General features: G+C 62.5%; 14 protein-coding genes. 4 read left to right on the top strand and 10 right to left on the bottom strand.

All coding sequences use genetic code 11. From position 1 onward, the window contains the following. Nucleotides 1-7 precede the first annotated feature (7 nt). The 3 genes from CIC07_RS01000 to CIC07_RS00990 are packed head-to-tail and all read left to right on the top strand — an operon-like array spanning nt 8 to nt 3781. Nucleotides 8-1015 (top strand): FecCD family ABC transporter permease, encoded by a 1008-nt coding sequence (locus tag CIC07_RS01000; protein WP_076359547.1) that lies wholly within the window; start codon nt 8-10, stop codon nt 1013-1015. Continuing rightward, nucleotides 1008-2096, top strand: a complete 1089-nt coding sequence (locus tag CIC07_RS00995; RefSeq protein WP_083688700.1) for a FecCD family ABC transporter permease — start codon at nt 1008-1010, stop codon at nt 2094-2096. Before CIC07_RS01000 ends, CIC07_RS00995 begins: the two co-directional genes overlap by 8 nt. A 17-nt stretch (nt 2097-2113) precedes the next feature. Next, nucleotides 2114-3781 (top strand): alpha/beta hydrolase, encoded by a 1668-nt coding sequence (locus CIC07_RS00990; protein WP_076359548.1) that lies wholly within the window; start codon nt 2114-2116, stop codon nt 3779-3781. Between the two features lie 115 nt (nt 3782-3896). Here CIC07_RS00990 and CIC07_RS00985 read toward each other — a convergent pair whose 3' ends face one another. Continuing rightward, nucleotides 3897-4049, bottom strand: a complete 153-nt coding sequence (locus CIC07_RS00985; RefSeq protein ID WP_076359549.1) for a DUF1540 domain-containing protein — start codon at nt 4047-4049, stop codon at nt 3897-3899. 239 nt (nt 4050-4288) lie between these two features. Between CIC07_RS00985 and CIC07_RS00980 the strand changes: the two genes are divergently transcribed. Beyond that, on the top strand, nt 4289-5887 hold the full coding sequence (locus CIC07_RS00980) for an ATP-binding protein (RefSeq protein WP_076359550.1): 1599 nt from the start codon (nt 4289-4291) through the stop codon (nt 5885-5887). 80 nt (nt 5888-5967) lie between these two features. Here CIC07_RS00980 and CIC07_RS00975 read toward each other — a convergent pair whose 3' ends face one another. The 9 genes from CIC07_RS00975 to murQ all read right to left on the bottom strand — a co-directional run bounded on the left by CIC07_RS00975 (nt 5968) and on the right by murQ (nt 15531). After that, nucleotides 5968-7155 carry an anhydro-N-acetylmuramic acid kinase gene (locus tag CIC07_RS00975; RefSeq protein ID WP_076359551.1) on the bottom strand — a complete coding sequence of 396 codons (1188 nt, stop codon included), beginning with the start codon at nt 7153-7155 and terminating at the stop codon, nt 5968-5970. Beyond that, entirely contained in the window at nt 7152-8099 is a 948-nt protein-coding gene (locus CIC07_RS00970) for an N-acetylglucosamine kinase (RefSeq protein WP_076359552.1), read from the bottom strand. Before CIC07_RS00970 ends, CIC07_RS00975 begins: the two co-directional genes overlap by 4 nt. A 54-nt stretch (nt 8100-8153) precedes the next feature. Next, a complete protein-coding gene (locus CIC07_RS00965; protein WP_076359553.1) occupies nt 8154-9296 on the bottom strand; it encodes an exo-beta-N-acetylmuramidase NamZ family protein in 1143 nt (380 codons plus the stop codon). An 86-nt stretch (nt 9297-9382) separates the two neighbouring features. After that, on the bottom strand, nt 9383-10090 hold the full coding sequence (locus tag CIC07_RS00960; protein ID WP_076359554.1) for a PIG-L deacetylase family protein: 708 nt from the start codon (nt 10088-10090) through the stop codon (nt 9383-9385). A gap of 2 nt (nt 10091-10092) precedes the next feature. Beyond that, nucleotides 10093-11097, bottom strand: a complete 1005-nt coding sequence (locus CIC07_RS00955) for a GNAT family N-acetyltransferase (RefSeq protein WP_076359555.1) — start codon at nt 11095-11097, stop codon at nt 10093-10095. Between the two features lie 39 nt (nt 11098-11136). Then, entirely contained in the window at nt 11137-11997 is an 861-nt protein-coding gene (locus tag CIC07_RS00950; RefSeq protein ID WP_076359556.1) for a carbohydrate ABC transporter permease, read from the bottom strand. A gap of 18 nt (nt 11998-12015) precedes the next feature. After that, nucleotides 12016-12924: a carbohydrate ABC transporter permease gene (locus CIC07_RS00945; RefSeq protein WP_076359557.1), complete on the bottom strand. Its 909-nt coding sequence runs from the start codon at nt 12922-12924 to the stop codon at nt 12016-12018. Nucleotides 12925-13114: 190 nt separating this feature from the next. After that, nucleotides 13115-14554, bottom strand: a complete 1440-nt coding sequence (locus CIC07_RS00940) for an ABC transporter substrate-binding protein (RefSeq protein ID WP_076359558.1) — start codon at nt 14552-14554, stop codon at nt 13115-13117. A 62-nt stretch (nt 14555-14616) separates the two neighbouring features. Further along, nucleotides 14617-15531, bottom strand: coding sequence for an N-acetylmuramic acid 6-phosphate etherase (murQ, locus tag CIC07_RS00935; RefSeq protein ID WP_076359559.1), 915 nt, complete (start codon nt 15529-15531; stop codon nt 14617-14619). Nucleotides 15532-15730 lie beyond the last annotated feature (199 nt).

The raw sequence follows: 15730 nt of genomic DNA, 5'->3' as shown, positions 1-15730 counted from the left end.
GAATCCGATGAGAACCTACCCCAGGCTGCCGGCCGTTATTCTTCTGATAACGCCGGCAGCCGCTTTATGCCTTGTGCTGCTGTCGGCTCTCTTCGGAGCCAAGTCCATCCATGCGGTCGATGTCTGGAATGCGGTCGCGCATTTCGATCCCGACAACGTCAATCATCAGATCATCCGCCATTCCCGCCTTCCGCGCGTCTTCGGCTCGCTGTTGATCGGCGCCTTCCTGGCCGTCTCGGGCGCGGTAATGCAAGGTATTACCCGGAATGCCCTGGCATCGCCGTCCATGCTCGGCGTTTCCGACGGATCGGTCTTTGTCGTGACGCTGTGCATGGTCTTCCTCCCCCAGCTCAGCTCCACGGAACTGATCGCGATGTCCATGGCCGGATCGGCCTTGGGAGCGGCGCTCGTGTTCGGCATGGCCTGGCTCATTCCCGGAGGAGGATCTCCGGTCAAGCTCGCCATTCTCGGCACGCTGGCCGGCATGTTCCTGAACGGCGTCGCGGATGCCGTGGCGATGTATGCCCATATTCCGCAAAAAATCAGCTTCTGGTACAACGCCCGCCTGCATCAGCTCGATCCCGAGCTCATTACGCTGGCGCTGCCGTTCGCGGCAGCAGGCCTCATCCTGGCGCTGGTCCTCGCGCGCTCCATCTCCGCCCTCTCGCTCGGAGAAGAGATGTCGGTCAGCCTCGGGCAGCGCGTCCGCCTGATCAAGGGGCTGTCCATGCTCGCTGTCGTGCTGCTGACGGGCACATCCGTCGCGCTCGCGGGCAAAATCGCTTTTGTCGGCCTGATCGTGCCCCATGTCGCCCGCATGCTGGCCGGTACGGACTACCGCCGCATCATCCCCGTATCCGGCGTGCTCGGAGCCTTGTTCCTGGCTGCCTGCGACATTCTCTCGCGTTTCCTGAACGCACCCTTCGAGACTCCGATCGGCGTCGTCACCGCCTTGTTCGGCGTGCCGTTCTTCCTCTATCTGGTCAAAAAGAAGGGAGGCGCGGCCCATGCCTGACAGCGACCCTGCCCGCAAGGGGAGCCGAGGAAGAGACGGCGGAACGGGCGGAGCCGCCCATTCGGGAGGCGGCAATATCTGGGCTGTGGCCGGAAGCGCCGCGGCGCTTATCGTCCTGCTCATCTACCTTGGTCTCACGAACGGCGAATTCAACGTCCCCGCCTCCGACATGCTGCGGACGCTGCTCCGCATGCAGAACGACGCGGATCAGCAGCTCGTCATCTTCCAGTTCCGCTTGCCGCGCATTCTGCTTGGAGCGCTGGTCGGGCTCGCTCTTGGAGCAGCCGGAGCAGCCGTGCAGAGCGTGACGCGCAACAGCCTGGCCGATCCCGGCATTCTCGGCATCAACGCCGGAGCCGGCATGGCCGTCGTCTTGTTCATGCTCGTCTTCCAGGACCTGATCGGCTCCTCCGGAACGCTCGGCATCATGCTCATGCCCCTCTTCGGCGTGGCGGGAGGCATGGCTGCGGCGCTCACGATCTTCTCCCTGGCACGCTCCAAAGGAAGCCTGGATCCGCAGAGGCTGATCCTCGTCGGCATCGCGGTCACGACCGGCTTCGGGGCGGTGACGCTGTACGCTTCCTTGAAAATGAATCCGAGCGACTTCGAACGCGCCGCCATGTGGCTGTCCGGCAACCTGAACGCAGCCAACTGGACGTATATCCTCTCCGCGCTTCCATGGGTCGCCATCCTGATTCCGGTTCTATGGAGCAAAGCCCGGCTGCTCGATCTGCTCCGCCTCGGCGACGACTCGCTGGCCAGCCTGGGCATCTCTCTGGGCCGCGAGCGCGGCAGGCTGCTGCTCGCCAGCGTCGGGCTTGTGGCCGCAAGCGTAGCCGTATCGGGAAGCATCGCTTTTGTCGGCCTCATCGCTCCCCATATGGCTTCCCGGCTGATCGGGATGTCCCATAGGCGGATCGTGCCGGTCAGCTCCCTCATCGGCTGCGCGATGGTGCTTGCCGGTGACTTCGTCGGCCGCACCGTATTTTCCCCGTCCCAGCTTCCCGTGGGCATCGTCATCTCGATCATCGGGGCGCCCTATTTCGTCTGGCTGCTCGCCAAGCAGCGCAGGCATGGATAAGAGAGGAATTGACCGCCATGACTACAATTGAAGCGAACGGCCGCAAGCTCGAAATCTATCTGCCGCCCTCCTACGGCCATACGGATCAGCGTTATCCCGTCGTCTACCTGCAGGACGGAGGATCGCTTGCGGCATGCTGCTGGAATCTCCTCGACAAGCTTCAGCGCGAAAAATCGCTGCCCGAGCTTATTCTCGCAGGCGTTCCGTCGCCGGACAGGAATGGCGAATATACGCCATGGCCGGCTGCAGCCGTGTCTCCCGGCCGGCCGGACTTCGGCGGCGGCGGGCGCGCCTATGTGGACGAGCTGGCCGATGTGATCAAGCCGGCCGTCGATCGCGCGCTGCGGACCAAGCCGGAACGGGAGCATACCGCCGTGGCGGGAGGCTCGCTCGGCGGCCTGATCTCGCTGTTCGCCGCCTTATGGCGCCCCGACCGGTTCGGAGCCGCCGGGCTGCTCTCCCCTTCCCTCTGGTTCGATGGAGTCATGGCAAGCATCCGCACCGGCGCGACGCCGGATTCCGCTCTTCGGCTGTATGTCAGCGTAGGCAGCTGCGAAGGCCGGTTCAAAGCCAACAGGCAGCGCGATATGGTGCCCTTCGTGCTTGAAGCTTGCCGAATATGGGAGAGCGGCGGCTTTCCCGGCGAGCAGCTGCGGCTGCATGTGGAGGAAGGCGCCACGCATGACCTGCTGTTCATGGCCCGGCAGCTGCCGGATGCCCTGCGGCATCTATTCGCCGGCAGCGCCGCCGACGAGCCGCCGGGGACAGCTGCCTCTTCCAGCCCCGGCGAAGGAATGCTTCCGGCAGCAAGTCTCGCGGGAAAGAAGGCCGGTGTGCATCCGCGGGCCTCCGATGCGGAAGCCTCGGCCTCTCGCCCGAACATGGACCGTGAAGACGGCCGCTACCGCGTGTCCGGCACGGAATCGTTCCTCATGCGAAGCCGCCATACCGGGCAGGAATATGAAATCTATGTGCATGTTCCGGGCAAGCCCGCTCCCCCAGCCGGATACCCGGTTCTCTATGCGGTGGACGGCAACGCCTACTTCGGCACCCTGGCCGAAGCGATGCGGCTCCAGACCCGCCATCCGCGCGGCCTTCCTCCCGGGATGATCGTCGCGATCGGATACCGCTCGGACGAGCCGTTCGTCACCGGCCGCCGGTTCGTCGACCTCACGATTCCGGCCGAGCTGGACGGGGTCCGTCCCGACGGCTCCGCCTGGCCGGACAATGGAGGTGCGGATCCTTTTCTCGACTTCATCTCTCTCGAGCTCATGCCGGAGATCCATCGCCGCTACCCGGCGGATCGCAGCCGCCAGTCGCTGTTCGGCCATTCGCTCGGCGGCTTCTTCACCCTGTATGCGATGATCTCCAGGCCGGGCCTGTTCAGCTCCTACGTCGCCGGCAGCCCGTCCGTCTGGTGGAAGGAGCAGGCGCTGCTCAAGCTGCTGCCCGATCTGGAGGCCAGGCTTTCCGGCGGCACGCAGCAAGCGAGGCTGCTGATCGCCGTCGGCAGCGCCGAGAAGCCGTTCATGCTGCAGGATGCCCGCGATTTGTACCGGCGGCTGCAGCCTCACGAGGGACATGGATTCCAGGTCCGCTACCTCGAGTTTCCCGATGAAGGGCATGTGTCGGTGCTGCATCCCCTGATCAGCCCGATGCTGCGGTTCCTGTTCGCCGATGATTAGAACTTTTTTCTCTCAACCACTTGATAACAATTATCATTATTGGTTATTATAGTAGAAGAGCATAACGAAAAGGACAGCCGCTGCAACGGCTGCCCCAAAAGATTCATATGCGTGATTACAGTTTCGGTTCGAACGTCTTGCAATCCGTCTCTTCGGATTGGCTGGCTTGTCCACGGTGGCTGACCACGTAGATCGACGAAGCGCTGCATTTGTTGCCGTCGGCCCAGTTCTTGCAGGAGTTCACTTCGCACAGAACGTCTTTTGCCATGATGATTCACCTCCATGGTTGAATTGTCAGGGTGTACAATCCCTTTACCTCAAACAGCCTGATATGAATCGATTCCAGCGATTCTTCGGGCTTATTTGCGTCCTCATACACGTACACCTACTGCCATGATACCCCTTTTCCATAGAGTCCGCAATGCAAGTCTACAAATTTTCCGGAGAGTTGAACGGCCCGTTTATGGTATTCTCAAAGTAACGAGTGTTCAGACAGGAGAACAGAGAATGGAGCTGCTTGATTTCGAGGAATTGAAACGATATTACCAAGCCATAGGGCTGGATTCCTCCGTTATACCCGATTTCAAGGACCGGCTTGCTGTCGACGCCCTGCGTCAAAGGAAATCCGATTACGCCGATGTGCTCGAGGTGTCGCTTGATCTGGCCGAACGGTTCCTCGGCTTGCTGCCGCAGGACCCGATGCTGGTCGCCGTCTCCGACGGGGAGGGCCATGTGCTCGGCTTCGGCGGCAATCCGGCCATGATCGGCTCGCTTCACGAGTTCAATATTGCCGAAGGCGTCCGTTACGGGGAGGAGGCCGCCATCAGCTCCATCACGCTGTGCCTGGAGCGCAACGAGCCCGTGCAGGTGATCGGAGCCGAGCATTATCATCTTCCGCTCCAGCAGATGGCCTGCTATACGGCGCCTCTGCCGGATCCGGAAGGCTCGGGCAGGATATACGCCACCATCTCGATCATGACCGTAGCCGACAACGCCCATCCCCAGCTGCTCGCCCTGCTCGGCACGATGGCCGATTCCATCGAGAGGGAGCTGTTGCTGCGCAAGCGGAACACCCAGCAGCAGATTCTGACGCAGGCGCTGCTGGAAACAAGCCACTTCGGCGTGGTCCTCACGGATGAGCGCGGAACGATCCTGACCTTGAACGACTCCGTGTCCCGCATGCTCAGCCTCGCAGACAAGCGGGAAGGCCTCGATGTCCGCAGCCTGCCCGTCGTCGGCCCCTGCTTCCGCCGGCTTCTGGACGAAGGCGGCGATCACATCGTAGGACTCGAGCTCTCGGACAAGCGCTTCAGCGTCCAGAAGCACTTCATCCTCGACATCGTTCCCGTCGTAGACGGCGACGGGCGGCTGATCCGTACGGCGGGCACGCTGCGGGAGACGACGGAAATGAAGCGGGCCGAGGAGCAGCTCCGCCACAACGAGAAGCTCGTGTTTGCCGGCCAGCTGGCCGTCGGCATCGCGCATGAAATCCGCAATCCGCTCACCGCGATCAAGGGCATGCTGCAGTTCACCTCGAGCCAGCTTGATCCCGCCCATTATTCCCTGCTCATGAGCGAGATCGAGCGGATCAACCTCATCACGGACGACTTTCTCGTCCTCGGCAGGCCGAAAACGCGCCCGCTCGCTATCCGGGAATGCTCCGGCCTGCTGGAGGAGACGCTTCAAATGTTCGAATTCCAATGCCGCCTCGAGAACATCTCGATAAGGCGCGAATACATAAGCTCCGGGCTGCTGCTCTGCGAGTGCGACCAGATGAAGCAGGTGTTCCTCAACGTGCTTCGCAACGCCTCCGAAGCCATGCCGCGCGGCGGGGAAATCTCGATCACGCTGGAGGCTGCCGACGGCCGCCAGACCATCTCGATCTCGGATACCGGAGCAGGCATCGATGCGGAAGGGCTCAAACGGGCGGGCGAGCCGTTCCATACGACCAAGCCGGGCGGCAACGGCCTTGGTCTCATGATCGTCAAGCGCATCATGGCCGCGCATGAAGGCAGCTTTGCCATCGACAGCATCGCGGGAGAAGGCACGGTCGTCACGCTGGAGCTTCCGCTTGCCGGCAGCGGCCGGCAGCCGATGCTCGATTGAAACGGAAAAAGGGTCGCGGAATGATTCCGCGACCCTTTTTTTCATCATCCGCATTATTCTCCAGCCTGCAGAAGCCTACATCAAGGAAGCGCGAGCTTCCCCATGACGGTCGGGCGCGATGCCCCCGTCGCGCTCGGCAGGTTGTTGGCCTGGCCGAGCAGGAAATCATGCCCGAGCAGGGCGAAGATGACGGCTTCCTTGGCGTCGTCCGGAATGCCCAGGGCGCTCGAGGTCGTTACCGACAGCTCGGGGAGCAGCCCGGCCAGCATATCCAGCAGCGTCGCGTTGTGGGCCCCGCCGCCGCTGACGACCAGCTCGTGAACCGGGCAGCGCGGCAGCACGAGCTGCCGGCAGGCGTCCGCGATGGATCGGGCGGTCAGAGCCGTAGCCGTCGCGACGATATCCTCGGGGCCAAGGCCGCGATCAGCGGCCCGCTCCAGGAAGCTGTCGGCGTAAGCGGCGCCGAACAGCTCCCGGCCGGTCGACTTCGGCGGCGGCATGCGGAAGTACGGATGCTCCAGCAGCTCGGCCAGCAGCCCGGCGTCCGGCTTGCCGCGCGCCGCCATGGCCCCTCCCGCGTCGTAGCCGGCCGCGCCGCCGGTGAGGCGATGCACCGCTGCATCGATGACCATATTGCCCGGCCCGGTATCGAAGGCGAACACATCCTGCGGTCCGGCTCCGGCAGGAAGCGCCGTGCAATTGCCGATGCCGCCTATGTTCTGCAGCAGCCGGCCGCGGTCGGGATGGCGAAGCAGCACAAGATCGCCGTAAGGGACAAGCGGCGCGCCCTGGCCGCCGACGGCGAGGTCGGCAGGTCGGAAATCGCCGACCGCGAGCACTCCCGTGAGCTTCGCAAGCACCGACAGATCGCCGATCTGCAGCGTCGACCTCGACAGATGGGGCTTGCCGGCGGGCGGCTCCGGCATATGCCACACCGTCTGTCCGTGCGAGCTGACGAAGTCCACCTCCGACATGGAGAGCCCGGCATCCCGCACCGCCTCCAGAACGGCGGCCGCGAACAGCTCCGCCATATAGACGTTCATGCCGCACAGGCTCTCCACATCGGAAGCCCCGGGATCGCACAGCTTGCGGAGGCTTTCCCGAAGAGGCTCCCCGTACGCGCGGGTATGGAAATGAAGCAGCTCGGCGCGGGCGTCCAAGCCGCTGCCCTCAAGCCGAACGACGGCCGCATCCACGCCGTCGAGCGAAGTGCCCGACATCAGTCCGACGCCGATCGCGTACGGACGGGGAGGCGTCCAGGCCATCATCGGCCTTCCCCTCCCCTGGCGGACTCCAGCCTGCATCGTCTGGACTCCAGCGCCAGCAGCACCGCTCCGTAAGCGGCGTCCCGCTTGGGCTCGACGCATCGGAGCCGCGGCAGCCGCGCGGACAGCTCCGCCCGGAAGGCCTCCCTCACGTAGGAGCTGCGCTCCAGCACGCTTCCAAGCAGGGCGATCTCGCCGTCCTCCATATCGAGCGCGGATGCGACCGCCGGCACAAGCTCTGCCAGCGCAGCTCCGCTATCCGCGGCGAGCCGCAGGGCGGCAGCATCTCCCGCATCGCATGCCTCGCCGAGAAGCGGCGAGAGCGCGGCGATATCCGCCTTGCTTCGGCCCAGCGCATAGACGTAGCCGACCAGCTCCGGCACCGAGCCGATTCCGAGCGCTCCGTAGACGAGCTCCGTCAGCGCGGTCGGCCCGATCCGGCCGTCGGCTGCGCGCACGACAGACGTCAGCAGCCCGCGGCCGATGCTGTAGCCGCTGCCCTCGTCGTCGATCAGATGGCCGAAGCCGCCGGCGCGATGGGCCGCTCCGCCATGGCTGCGGCCATAACAGATCGAGCCGGTGCCGGCGATCAGCACGATGCCGTGCAGCCGGCCGTGCGCGCCGGCCAGCGCCGTTTCATGATCGCCGGCGAGCGTCAGCGCGCCGCCGTAGCCGCCGGCACGGAGGGCGGCCTGCAGACGCCCTCCGACCGAGGGGTTGCTCACCCCGGCCGCTCCGATGCACAGGTCGGTGACGGCGTCCAGCGAGCCGCAGGCCGTCTCCAGCCCTCGGCAGATTTCCCGGATCGAGGCTTCGACCCGCTGTTCGTCATGGCCATTGTAATTGAGCGGTCCCGCAGGGAAGGAATGAATGACCTCGCCCCTCCCGTCCGCCACCGCCACGGCCGTCTTGGTGCCGCCTCCGTCCAGTCCCGCCACATAGCTCATGCTGATTCCCCCAAGCTTCAAGTCTGCGCAATCGCCGCGATGCGGTCCGGCTGCCTATTCGTACAAATGATACGCCTTCTTGCGCTCCGCGAACAGACGACTCTCGTCTGCGAACCTTTCCAATAAAGCGTCCGGACTTTCCGTCCGGTACCCCTCGTCGCCGCCGAGCAGGTCGATGAACGGCCTCCCGCCCTTGCGGTAAGGAGCGAGGTATTCAAAGGCCGGGAACAGCTCCCTGACCTTGAACAGCAGCCGTACGCCTGTCTCCACCGGACGCAGCGCCCTCTCGTCCAGCACATGCGCATATACGCCGCCGCATAGGGAGCCCTGGTGCTTGGACATATATGGATTGAAGTGCACCGGGCGGAAATGCACCCCGGGCAGCTTCAAGCGGTTCATTTCCTTGGCAAGGACTTCGCCGTCCACGAAGGGAGCCCCGATCGTTTCAAAAGGCGCCGTCGTGCCTCTGCCTTCCGACAGATTCGTCCCCTCGAACAGGCATGTTCCGGGATAGAGCAGCGCGGTATGGAACCTCGGAATGCCCATGGAAGGCGGAATCCATGGACGTCCCGTCTCCGGGAACAGCATGCCGCGCTTCCAGCCCCGGCATTCCGCCACATGAAGCTCGGCGTTCCAGCCGCGCTCCGCATTGGCCATCGAGGCGACCTCCCCGGCCGTCAAGCCGTAACGGACGGCCAAAGGATACCCGCCGACGAAGGAGCTGAACTCCTCCCTCCGCACATTGCCCTCGACCGTCGCGCCGTCCAGCGGATTGATCCGGTCCAGCACGACGAAGGGAACGCCCGCGACGGCGCAATCCTCCAGCGCGTACAGCATCGTATAGATGAACGTATAGTAGCGCGTGCCTACATCCTGTATATCGTACACGACGATATCGACCTCGCGCAGCATCTCCTCGGTCAGCCTTTTGGAATCCTTGCGATAGAGGCTGTAGACCGGAACCCCCGTCTGAGGGTCGACATAGGCATCCACCAGATCGCCGGCGCCGAGATTCCCGCGCACCCCATGCTCCGGGGAGAAAAGGGCGGCAAGACCGTACCGCTCATGCAGCAGATCGATCGTGGAGCGGAATTCCGCATCGAGCCCGGTCGGAGCCGTGATCAGGCCGATGCGCTTGCCGCGCAGCAGGCTGTCATAATCCGAGATCCGGTCGATGCCGTTCTGAATGAGAGTCATCCCTGCCTCCTTCTGCGGAAGACGCCGGGGTTCTCCCGCCTTCCGCTATCCGGCCGAAGCCGTTCGGTATTTTCCCTGGCAACCGCTTACAGCTCGGATTGGCGCAGACGCATCGTCTCCGGCGGAATCATGAACGTCTCCGCGTATTCCTTGCGGGCTTCGAGACCGCGCACGCGCGCCAGGCTCTTGTAGTAGTCCATATAATTGAACGACTTGCTGCCGGTGACGAACCAATGGGTGGACAGCGCCTCGATCCAGAGATCGAACGCCGCCTGGTCGAAGTCGACATAGACGTAGGGGACGTAGCCGACTGCGTCCTCCCAGTTCTCCCCGTAGTAGAGCTTGCCGGCAAAATGGGCCGGATGCTCCCGCTCCATCGCCTTCAGCCCGGCGAAAAACCGCGCGTCATTGACGATCCGGTGCGTCGTGGCATGGTCCTTGTGCATGCTGTTGCAGTGATGGGTGATGATGATGTTCGGCTTCACCTCGCGGATGACATCGCAGACGCGCAGGCGGATCGCCTCGTCGTCGGGAATCTCTCCGTCGGGAATCTCGAACACTCTCGCTTCGCCGCCGAGCATGCCGGCGAACGTATGGGCTTCGCGGATTTTCTGCTCGCGGTAATCGTTCACATCTTGGCCCTCGGGCACGCCTCGCTCGCCTGCGGTCAGCGCCAGCGTCGCGATGCGGTCGCCCTTCAGGCAATGGCTGGCGAGCACGCCGCCCGCCACCAGCTCGACGTCGCCTACATGCGCGCCGATCCCAAGAATCGTCAAAGGCTTTCTCTCGCTCATGTTCAGAGCTCCTTTCTCATGACGGCGAATTCCTTCACCGTCCGGAAACCGGCTTTTTCGTAGATGCGCAAAGCGGGGTTGCCGCTTCCGGTGTACAAGGACATGTAGTCCGCGCCGGCGGAGCGGAACGCTTCGCAGAGGCGGAAGAACAGGATCGTGCCGAGTCCATGGCCTTCATGGCTGGGCTCGACCCCGATGCCGGCGAAGTAGCCGCGCCCGGAGTCCTCGCGGATGACCGGCCCGGCAAAGCCTGCCGCCCGCCCTTCGTGGGCAGCGAGCAGCACCGGCACGCCCGAAGCGGCCGCGGAAGCGATCTCCTGCTTCCACAGCGGATTGCCGAGCGCCTCCAGCATCTCGGCCAGTCCGGCATGACGCGCCGCATCGAGCCGCTCCACCCGATAGCCGGCGGATGCGGCCCGCTCTTCCTTGGCCCGGATTTCATCCGGCACGGAGAAATCGCCCAGAGGCAGATACATGGCCCTCTGAAGGGCCCGTTCGGCATAACCGCGCTCCAGGAGCAGGCGGTGAAGGGCGCTTCCCGCCGGAACGCCGGGAGCGTTGTTGTGCTCATGTCCCGGCGTATCCGGGATGTACCAGGCCAGCCTCATCGGATTGAAGAAGAGGACCTCCGCCTGTTTCTTGCCCAGCTCGCGGAACCTGCGCTCCAGCTCATCCAGCAGCCGGCCCCTGGCGGCATCCGCCTCCGGGCCGCTGCGGACGACGACGCAGGTGATGTAACCGGCGACGTCGCCGAGCGGCAGCCCGCCGCCCGTGCAGCCGACGGCAAACCCGTCGACCCGGCCTTCCTTCAGCATGACGAAGGCCGTCCCCGCATCAAAGCTCGGATGCCCAGTCATGGAGGACCGGAGCCGCTCGGCGCTCATTTCCTTATAGCCGTCGCGCACGGCTTCCTCGTTCCAGAGCGCGACCGCTTCCTCTTCATAACGGTTGTCCCATGCGGCAATCTTGATGCTGTCCGCCTCCTTTGCCGGCCGCCCGGCCGGCATCGCTTCAGCCCGGCGGGATTGCTCCCGCAGGCCGGCTCGTCAGCCTTTTACGGCTCCGACAGTGACGCCTTCCAGGAAGTAGCGCTGCAGGCTGAAGAACAGGATGAACATCGGCAGCGCCGATACGGTCGCGCCCGCCATCATCGGGGCGAAATACGTCGTATTGGCGAAGCGGAAGTTCTTGAGTCCGACCTGGATCGTCTGCATGTCCATCGTGTTGGTCACGAGGAACGGCCAGAAGAACGTATTCCACGCCTCCATGAACGTAAGGATGGCCATGACGGCCATGACGGTTTTGGACAGCGGCATGACGATGCGGGTGAGGATCTGCCACTGGCTGCAGCCCTCCACCTTGGCGCTCTCCAGAATTTCCTTCGGTATGGAGCCCATGAACTGCTTGGCCAGGAAGATGTTGTAGACGGTGACCAGGCTCGGCGCGATCAGCGCCGTATACGAGTTGGAGATGTTGAAGACGTTGACGATGAGGATGTACAGCGGAACCTGCGTCACCTGGTACGGAATCATCATGGCGACGAGCAGGACGCCGAACAGGACCTTGCTGCCCCGGAAGCGGATCTTGGCGAAGGCGTAGCCCGCCATCGTGGCGAACACGACGTTGGACACCATCGTCACGGTCGCGACGAGCAGGGAGTTGGCCAGCCAACGGTACGAGTACTCGCTGTAATCGAAGAAGAACTTGTAGGAATCGAGCGTGATCTTCTCCGGCCACAGGGAATAGCTGACCGCCCCCGCCTCCACCGGATCTCCGAAGGAGGAGATGAACATGAAGTAGATCGGGAACAGCGTCGCCAGCGCGAACAGCAGAAGGAGGAAGATGATGACGGCATTGCGCAGGTTGCGCAGCATCGTGTTGCCTAAGTGAGTGTTGTATAAGCCCATGTCCCGGCCTCCTTCCGCTTAATATTCCACGTCTTTGCCCAGGAACTTGAACTGGACAAAAGCCATGACGGCGATGACCAGCGCGAGCACGAGCGATTGCGCCGCGGCATTGCCGAATTCGAAGTATTTGAATGCCGTGTCGAAGATCAGCAGGCCGACCATCGTCGTGGAATGGTCCGGTCCGCCGCCGGTCATCAGGTAGGCGTTCTGGAACACCTGGAACGAGCCGATGACTCCGGTCACGAGCAGAAACAGCGTGGTTGGCTTGAGGCAGGGCAGGACGATATGCCACATCTTCTGCAGAAACGAGGCTCCGTCGATATCGGCCGCTTCATAATAGCTGTTGTCGATGCCGAGCAGGGCGGCGACGTAGATGATGATGCTCGTTCCGTGGCTGGACAGCCAGGACATGAGCACGAGGGAGAACATGGAGGTCGCGCTTGCGCCGAGCCAGTTCTGGTTGCTGATGCCGAAAAAGCCGATCAGCTGGTTCAGGATGCCCGACTGCAGCGGATCGAAGATCCACAGCCATACGACGGACAGGGCGACGCCGGAGGCGACCGCCGGAAGATAGTAGATGGCTTTGAAGCTGGTCTGCATCCATTTCTTGAGCGGCATGATGAGAATCGCCACGCCGAAGCTGAGCATCAGCGCGACCGGGACGGTAAGCACCGTGTAGAGCACGGTATTGCCCATCGACTTCCAGAACAGGTCGCTCTTGAAGACGGAGACATAATTGTCGAGGCCGACATACGACGAGCCGAGCGGCTTGTAGTCCTGGAAGCTGATGATGAAGGCACTGACGACAGGGTAGGCCGTGAACATGGCGTAGACGACCAGAGCGACGGCGATGAAGGCGTAGGCCCAGGCTCCGTCCCCTTTGTTCAAGCGGTATTTGGTCTTGATGGTTGAAGCTTCTCGTGCCATGATGCAGGACTCCTTTCCGCTTCCGCTGGTAGGCTTCCAAGCAGATCGACTTGGCCGCCTTGACCGGCGGGCGTTCGCTTGCCTGGAGTAGAGGGATAAAGCTTGCGCTTGTCATTCTTTCCGATCCGATAAAAGAGATCGGATAGCCGCTTGTGGCGGCTATCCGAGGCGGCGGCTATCGAGCAAGGGGCTAATCCTGTACGACTCCGTCCGCGCCGAACGTGTCGATGGCGGCCTTTTTCACGTCCTCGTACATTTTTTCCGGCGTCGTTTCGCCCGCGAGCAGCGCTTGCAGCTTCGGCACGATGACTTCCGTCTCCAGCTTGATCGCCTTGGCGCCCAGCTCGGCCGGGATGTCCGGACGGGCCGGAGCGGCCGTCGACAGCAGATGCTCTACCGCCGCCTTGTTTTCCGGGCTCTGCTTGCTTTCCATGCCTTCGGCAGCCTTGCGCGAGCTCTTCGTGATCGGCGCGGAGAACAGCTCGCCGTTGGTCGTTGCGGCAACCTGGCCGCTGGCCAGGAAGTAAGCCGCCTTGGCGACGTTCGCCTTATGCTCGGCCGTCGGCTCTTTCTTGCCGCGGAACGTGACATAGCCGTCGACGATGGAGTTCGCTACGGCCGGCTGGCCTGCGAAGGAAGGAACCGGAAGCACGACGTAGTCGGTCTTGATGCTGTCCTTGACGGCGCTGCCGTCGTTCTTGTCGATCTTCTCGTTGTTCAGGCGCGACGAGTTCTCGAAGACGGCCATGCCTTTGCCTGTAATCATCGTCTGGCCGGTCAGGAACATGTTCCAGCGCTTGCCGGCGTCGATGGAGCTGAGCTCCTTGGGCATCGAGCCGTCGTCGATCATCTGGCGGATGTTCGTGAGCAGCGTCAGATAGTTCTTGCTGGTATAGGCATATTTGAGATCCTTGTCGAAGGCGGCGGGCATGCCGGCGTTCTTGACGAGAATACCGAGGTAGTCCTTGGAAGTCACGCCCGCGGTGGCGAATACGAAGCCGTAGCGCTTCGTCGCATTGCCTTCCTTCACGACGCCCTTCTTGATCGCCTCGCGGAACTCGTCGAACGTCCAGCCGTTCTGCTGCACCTTCTTCCAGTCAATGCCGGCTTCCTCGAGGAACGGCTTGTTGCCGCCGATCGCGTGGACTTCCATGTAGGCCGGGAAGCCGTACAGGCCGTCGCCGTTGTACATATATTTCAGGGGACCTTCGTCGAAGTCGGCGATCATCTCCGGCGTCGCGGCGTCCTTGATGTCCATCACCATGCCCAGCGGAACGTATTTGGAAATGCCTTCCGAGCCCATGAAGGCGATATCCGGAGGGCTGCCGGCGTTCACCTGCGTATCCAGCTTCTGGGTCATGTCTTCCCAGCTTGCCGGCTCGATTTTCAGGGTCAGGTTCGGATACTGCTTGGTGAATTCGGCTTCCATCTGGTTGAAGTTGGCCTGGAAGTTGGCGGATACCGGAGGCAGAAGGGCTGTAATCGTGTCTTTCTTGGCGCTGGCGCCTTCCGAGCCGGTGTTGCCGGCTGCGGCGTTGCCGCCGTCATTGTTGCTTCCGCAGGCGGATACGACGCCGGCAGAGACGACGAGCGCGAGTGCGGTTGCGGCAAATCTTGATCTTTTTTTCATTTCAAGATCCTCCCTTTTAATGGTGAGCCAATTCTATAGGTTCGCATCCGGCCCTGAGCGGTTTAGTTGGCCTGTGCGCAGATACGTATCGCTGCCTTGAGGTTGCCGGAGCTGGCATCCAGCGCCGCCCTCGCCTCATCCGGCTCCAGGCCGGTCTTGATCATCATGATCGCAAGCTTGCTGTCCTTGGAAGCCCTTTCAAGAGCGCGTGCCGCGGTCGCCTCATCCGCCCCTGAAGCGTTCTGGATGATGCGCAGGGACCGGTCGTACAGCTTCTTGTTGCTCGCCTTCAGGTCGACCATCAGGTTGTTGTACGTCTTGCCCAGCTTCACCATCGTGCAGGTGCTGAGCATGTTGAGGACCAGCTTCTGCGCCGTTCCCGCCTTCAGCCTCGTAGAGCCGGAGATGACTTCGGAGCCGACGACCGGCGCGATGCAGATGTCGCACACTTCGCTGAGCCGCGTCCGCTTGTTGTTGACGACTCCAATGGCGGCCGCTCCGATCTCGCTGGCCCGACGGAGCGCTTCGATGACATAAGCGGCGCTGCCGCTGGCGGAAATGCCCACGACGACATCCTTGTCGGTGACGCCGATCCGGTCGATCGCCGCGCGGCCTTCGTCCCCGTCGTCCTCGCAGCCTTCCACCGCCGTCCGCAGCGCCTGGTCCCCTCCGGCTATATATCCTTGGATAAGCAGCGGATCAACGCCGAAGGTCGGCGGACATTCAGAGGCGTCAAGCACTCCAAGCCTTCCCGAGGTTCCGGCTCCGATGTAGAACATGCGGCCCCCGTTCGACAACGATTCGTAAATGACGTCCACAGCCTCGGATATAAGCGGAATCTCGGCCGCCACGGCCGCCGGCACTTTGGCATCTTCCCGGTTCATCAGCTGCAGCATCTGCTCGGTCGAGCATTCGTCGATGGACAGCGTATCGGGATTGATTCCCTCCGTCGTCAAGCTGGCAAGGTATTCATTCATCTTGATTCCCCTAACGTGATCTGGATCGCGGCGCCAAGGCGCCTGCGGATCGATTCGTTGATTGCGTCTTGCATCTCTAATATTAAGCATTCGCAAACGGGGTGGTCAATACATTTTGAAATAAATTTTTAAAATAAAACATTATGTTGATATTTTATATCAGATCTTGTCCAAAAAGATGATTTTCATGGGAGTTAAG

This window comes from Paenibacillus sp. RUD330, from assembly GCF_002243345.2.
Classification (GTDB): Bacteria; Bacillota; Bacilli; order Paenibacillales; family Paenibacillaceae; genus Paenibacillus_O.
Note: the sequence above shows the minus strand (reverse complement) of the source record. Positions and strands in the feature narration are given on the sequence as shown.

Bases quoted from the DNA above. Each gene is read 5' to 3' on its own strand.
- CIC07_RS00950 (WP_076359556.1), bottom strand. From the start codon at position 11,997: ATGGGCTTATACAACACTCACTTAGGCAACACGATGCTGCGCAACCTG.
- CIC07_RS00990 (WP_076359548.1), top strand. From the start codon at position 2,114: ATGACTACAATTGAAGCGAACGGCCGCAAGCTCGAAATCTATCTGCCG.
- CIC07_RS00940 (WP_076359558.1), bottom strand. From the start codon at position 14,554: ATGAAAAAAAGATCAAGATTTGCCGCAACCGCACTCGCGCTCGTCGTC.
- CIC07_RS00960 (WP_076359554.1), bottom strand. From the start codon at position 10,090: ATGAGCGAGAGAAAGCCTTTGACGATTCTTGGGATCGGCGCGCATGTA.
- CIC07_RS00945 (WP_076359557.1), bottom strand. From the start codon at position 12,924: ATGGCACGAGAAGCTTCAACCATCAAGACCAAATACCGCTTGAACAAA.
- CIC07_RS01000 (WP_076359547.1), top strand. From the start codon at position 8: ATGAGAACCTACCCCAGGCTGCCGGCCGTTATTCTTCTGATAACGCCG.
- CIC07_RS00970 (WP_076359552.1), bottom strand. From the start codon at position 8,099: ATGAGCTATGTGGCGGGACTGGACGGAGGCGGCACCAAGACGGCCGTG.
- CIC07_RS00955 (WP_076359555.1), bottom strand. From the start codon at position 11,097: ATGCCGGCCGGGCGGCCGGCAAAGGAGGCGGACAGCATCAAGATTGCC.
- CIC07_RS00985 (WP_076359549.1), bottom strand. From the start codon at position 4,049: ATGGCAAAAGACGTTCTGTGCGAAGTGAACTCCTGCAAGAACTGGGCC.
- CIC07_RS00965 (WP_076359553.1), bottom strand. From the start codon at position 9,296: ATGACTCTCATTCAGAACGGCATCGACCGGATCTCGGATTATGACAGC.
- murQ (WP_076359559.1), bottom strand. From the start codon at position 15,531: ATGAATGAATACCTTGCCAGCTTGACGACGGAGGGAATCAATCCCGAT.
- CIC07_RS00980 (WP_076359550.1), top strand. From the start codon at position 4,289: ATGGAGCTGCTTGATTTCGAGGAATTGAAACGATATTACCAAGCCATA.
- CIC07_RS00995 (WP_083688700.1), top strand. From the start codon at position 1,008: ATGCCTGACAGCGACCCTGCCCGCAAGGGGAGCCGAGGAAGAGACGGC.
- CIC07_RS00975 (WP_076359551.1), bottom strand. From the start codon at position 7,155: ATGATGGCCTGGACGCCTCCCCGTCCGTACGCGATCGGCGTCGGACTG.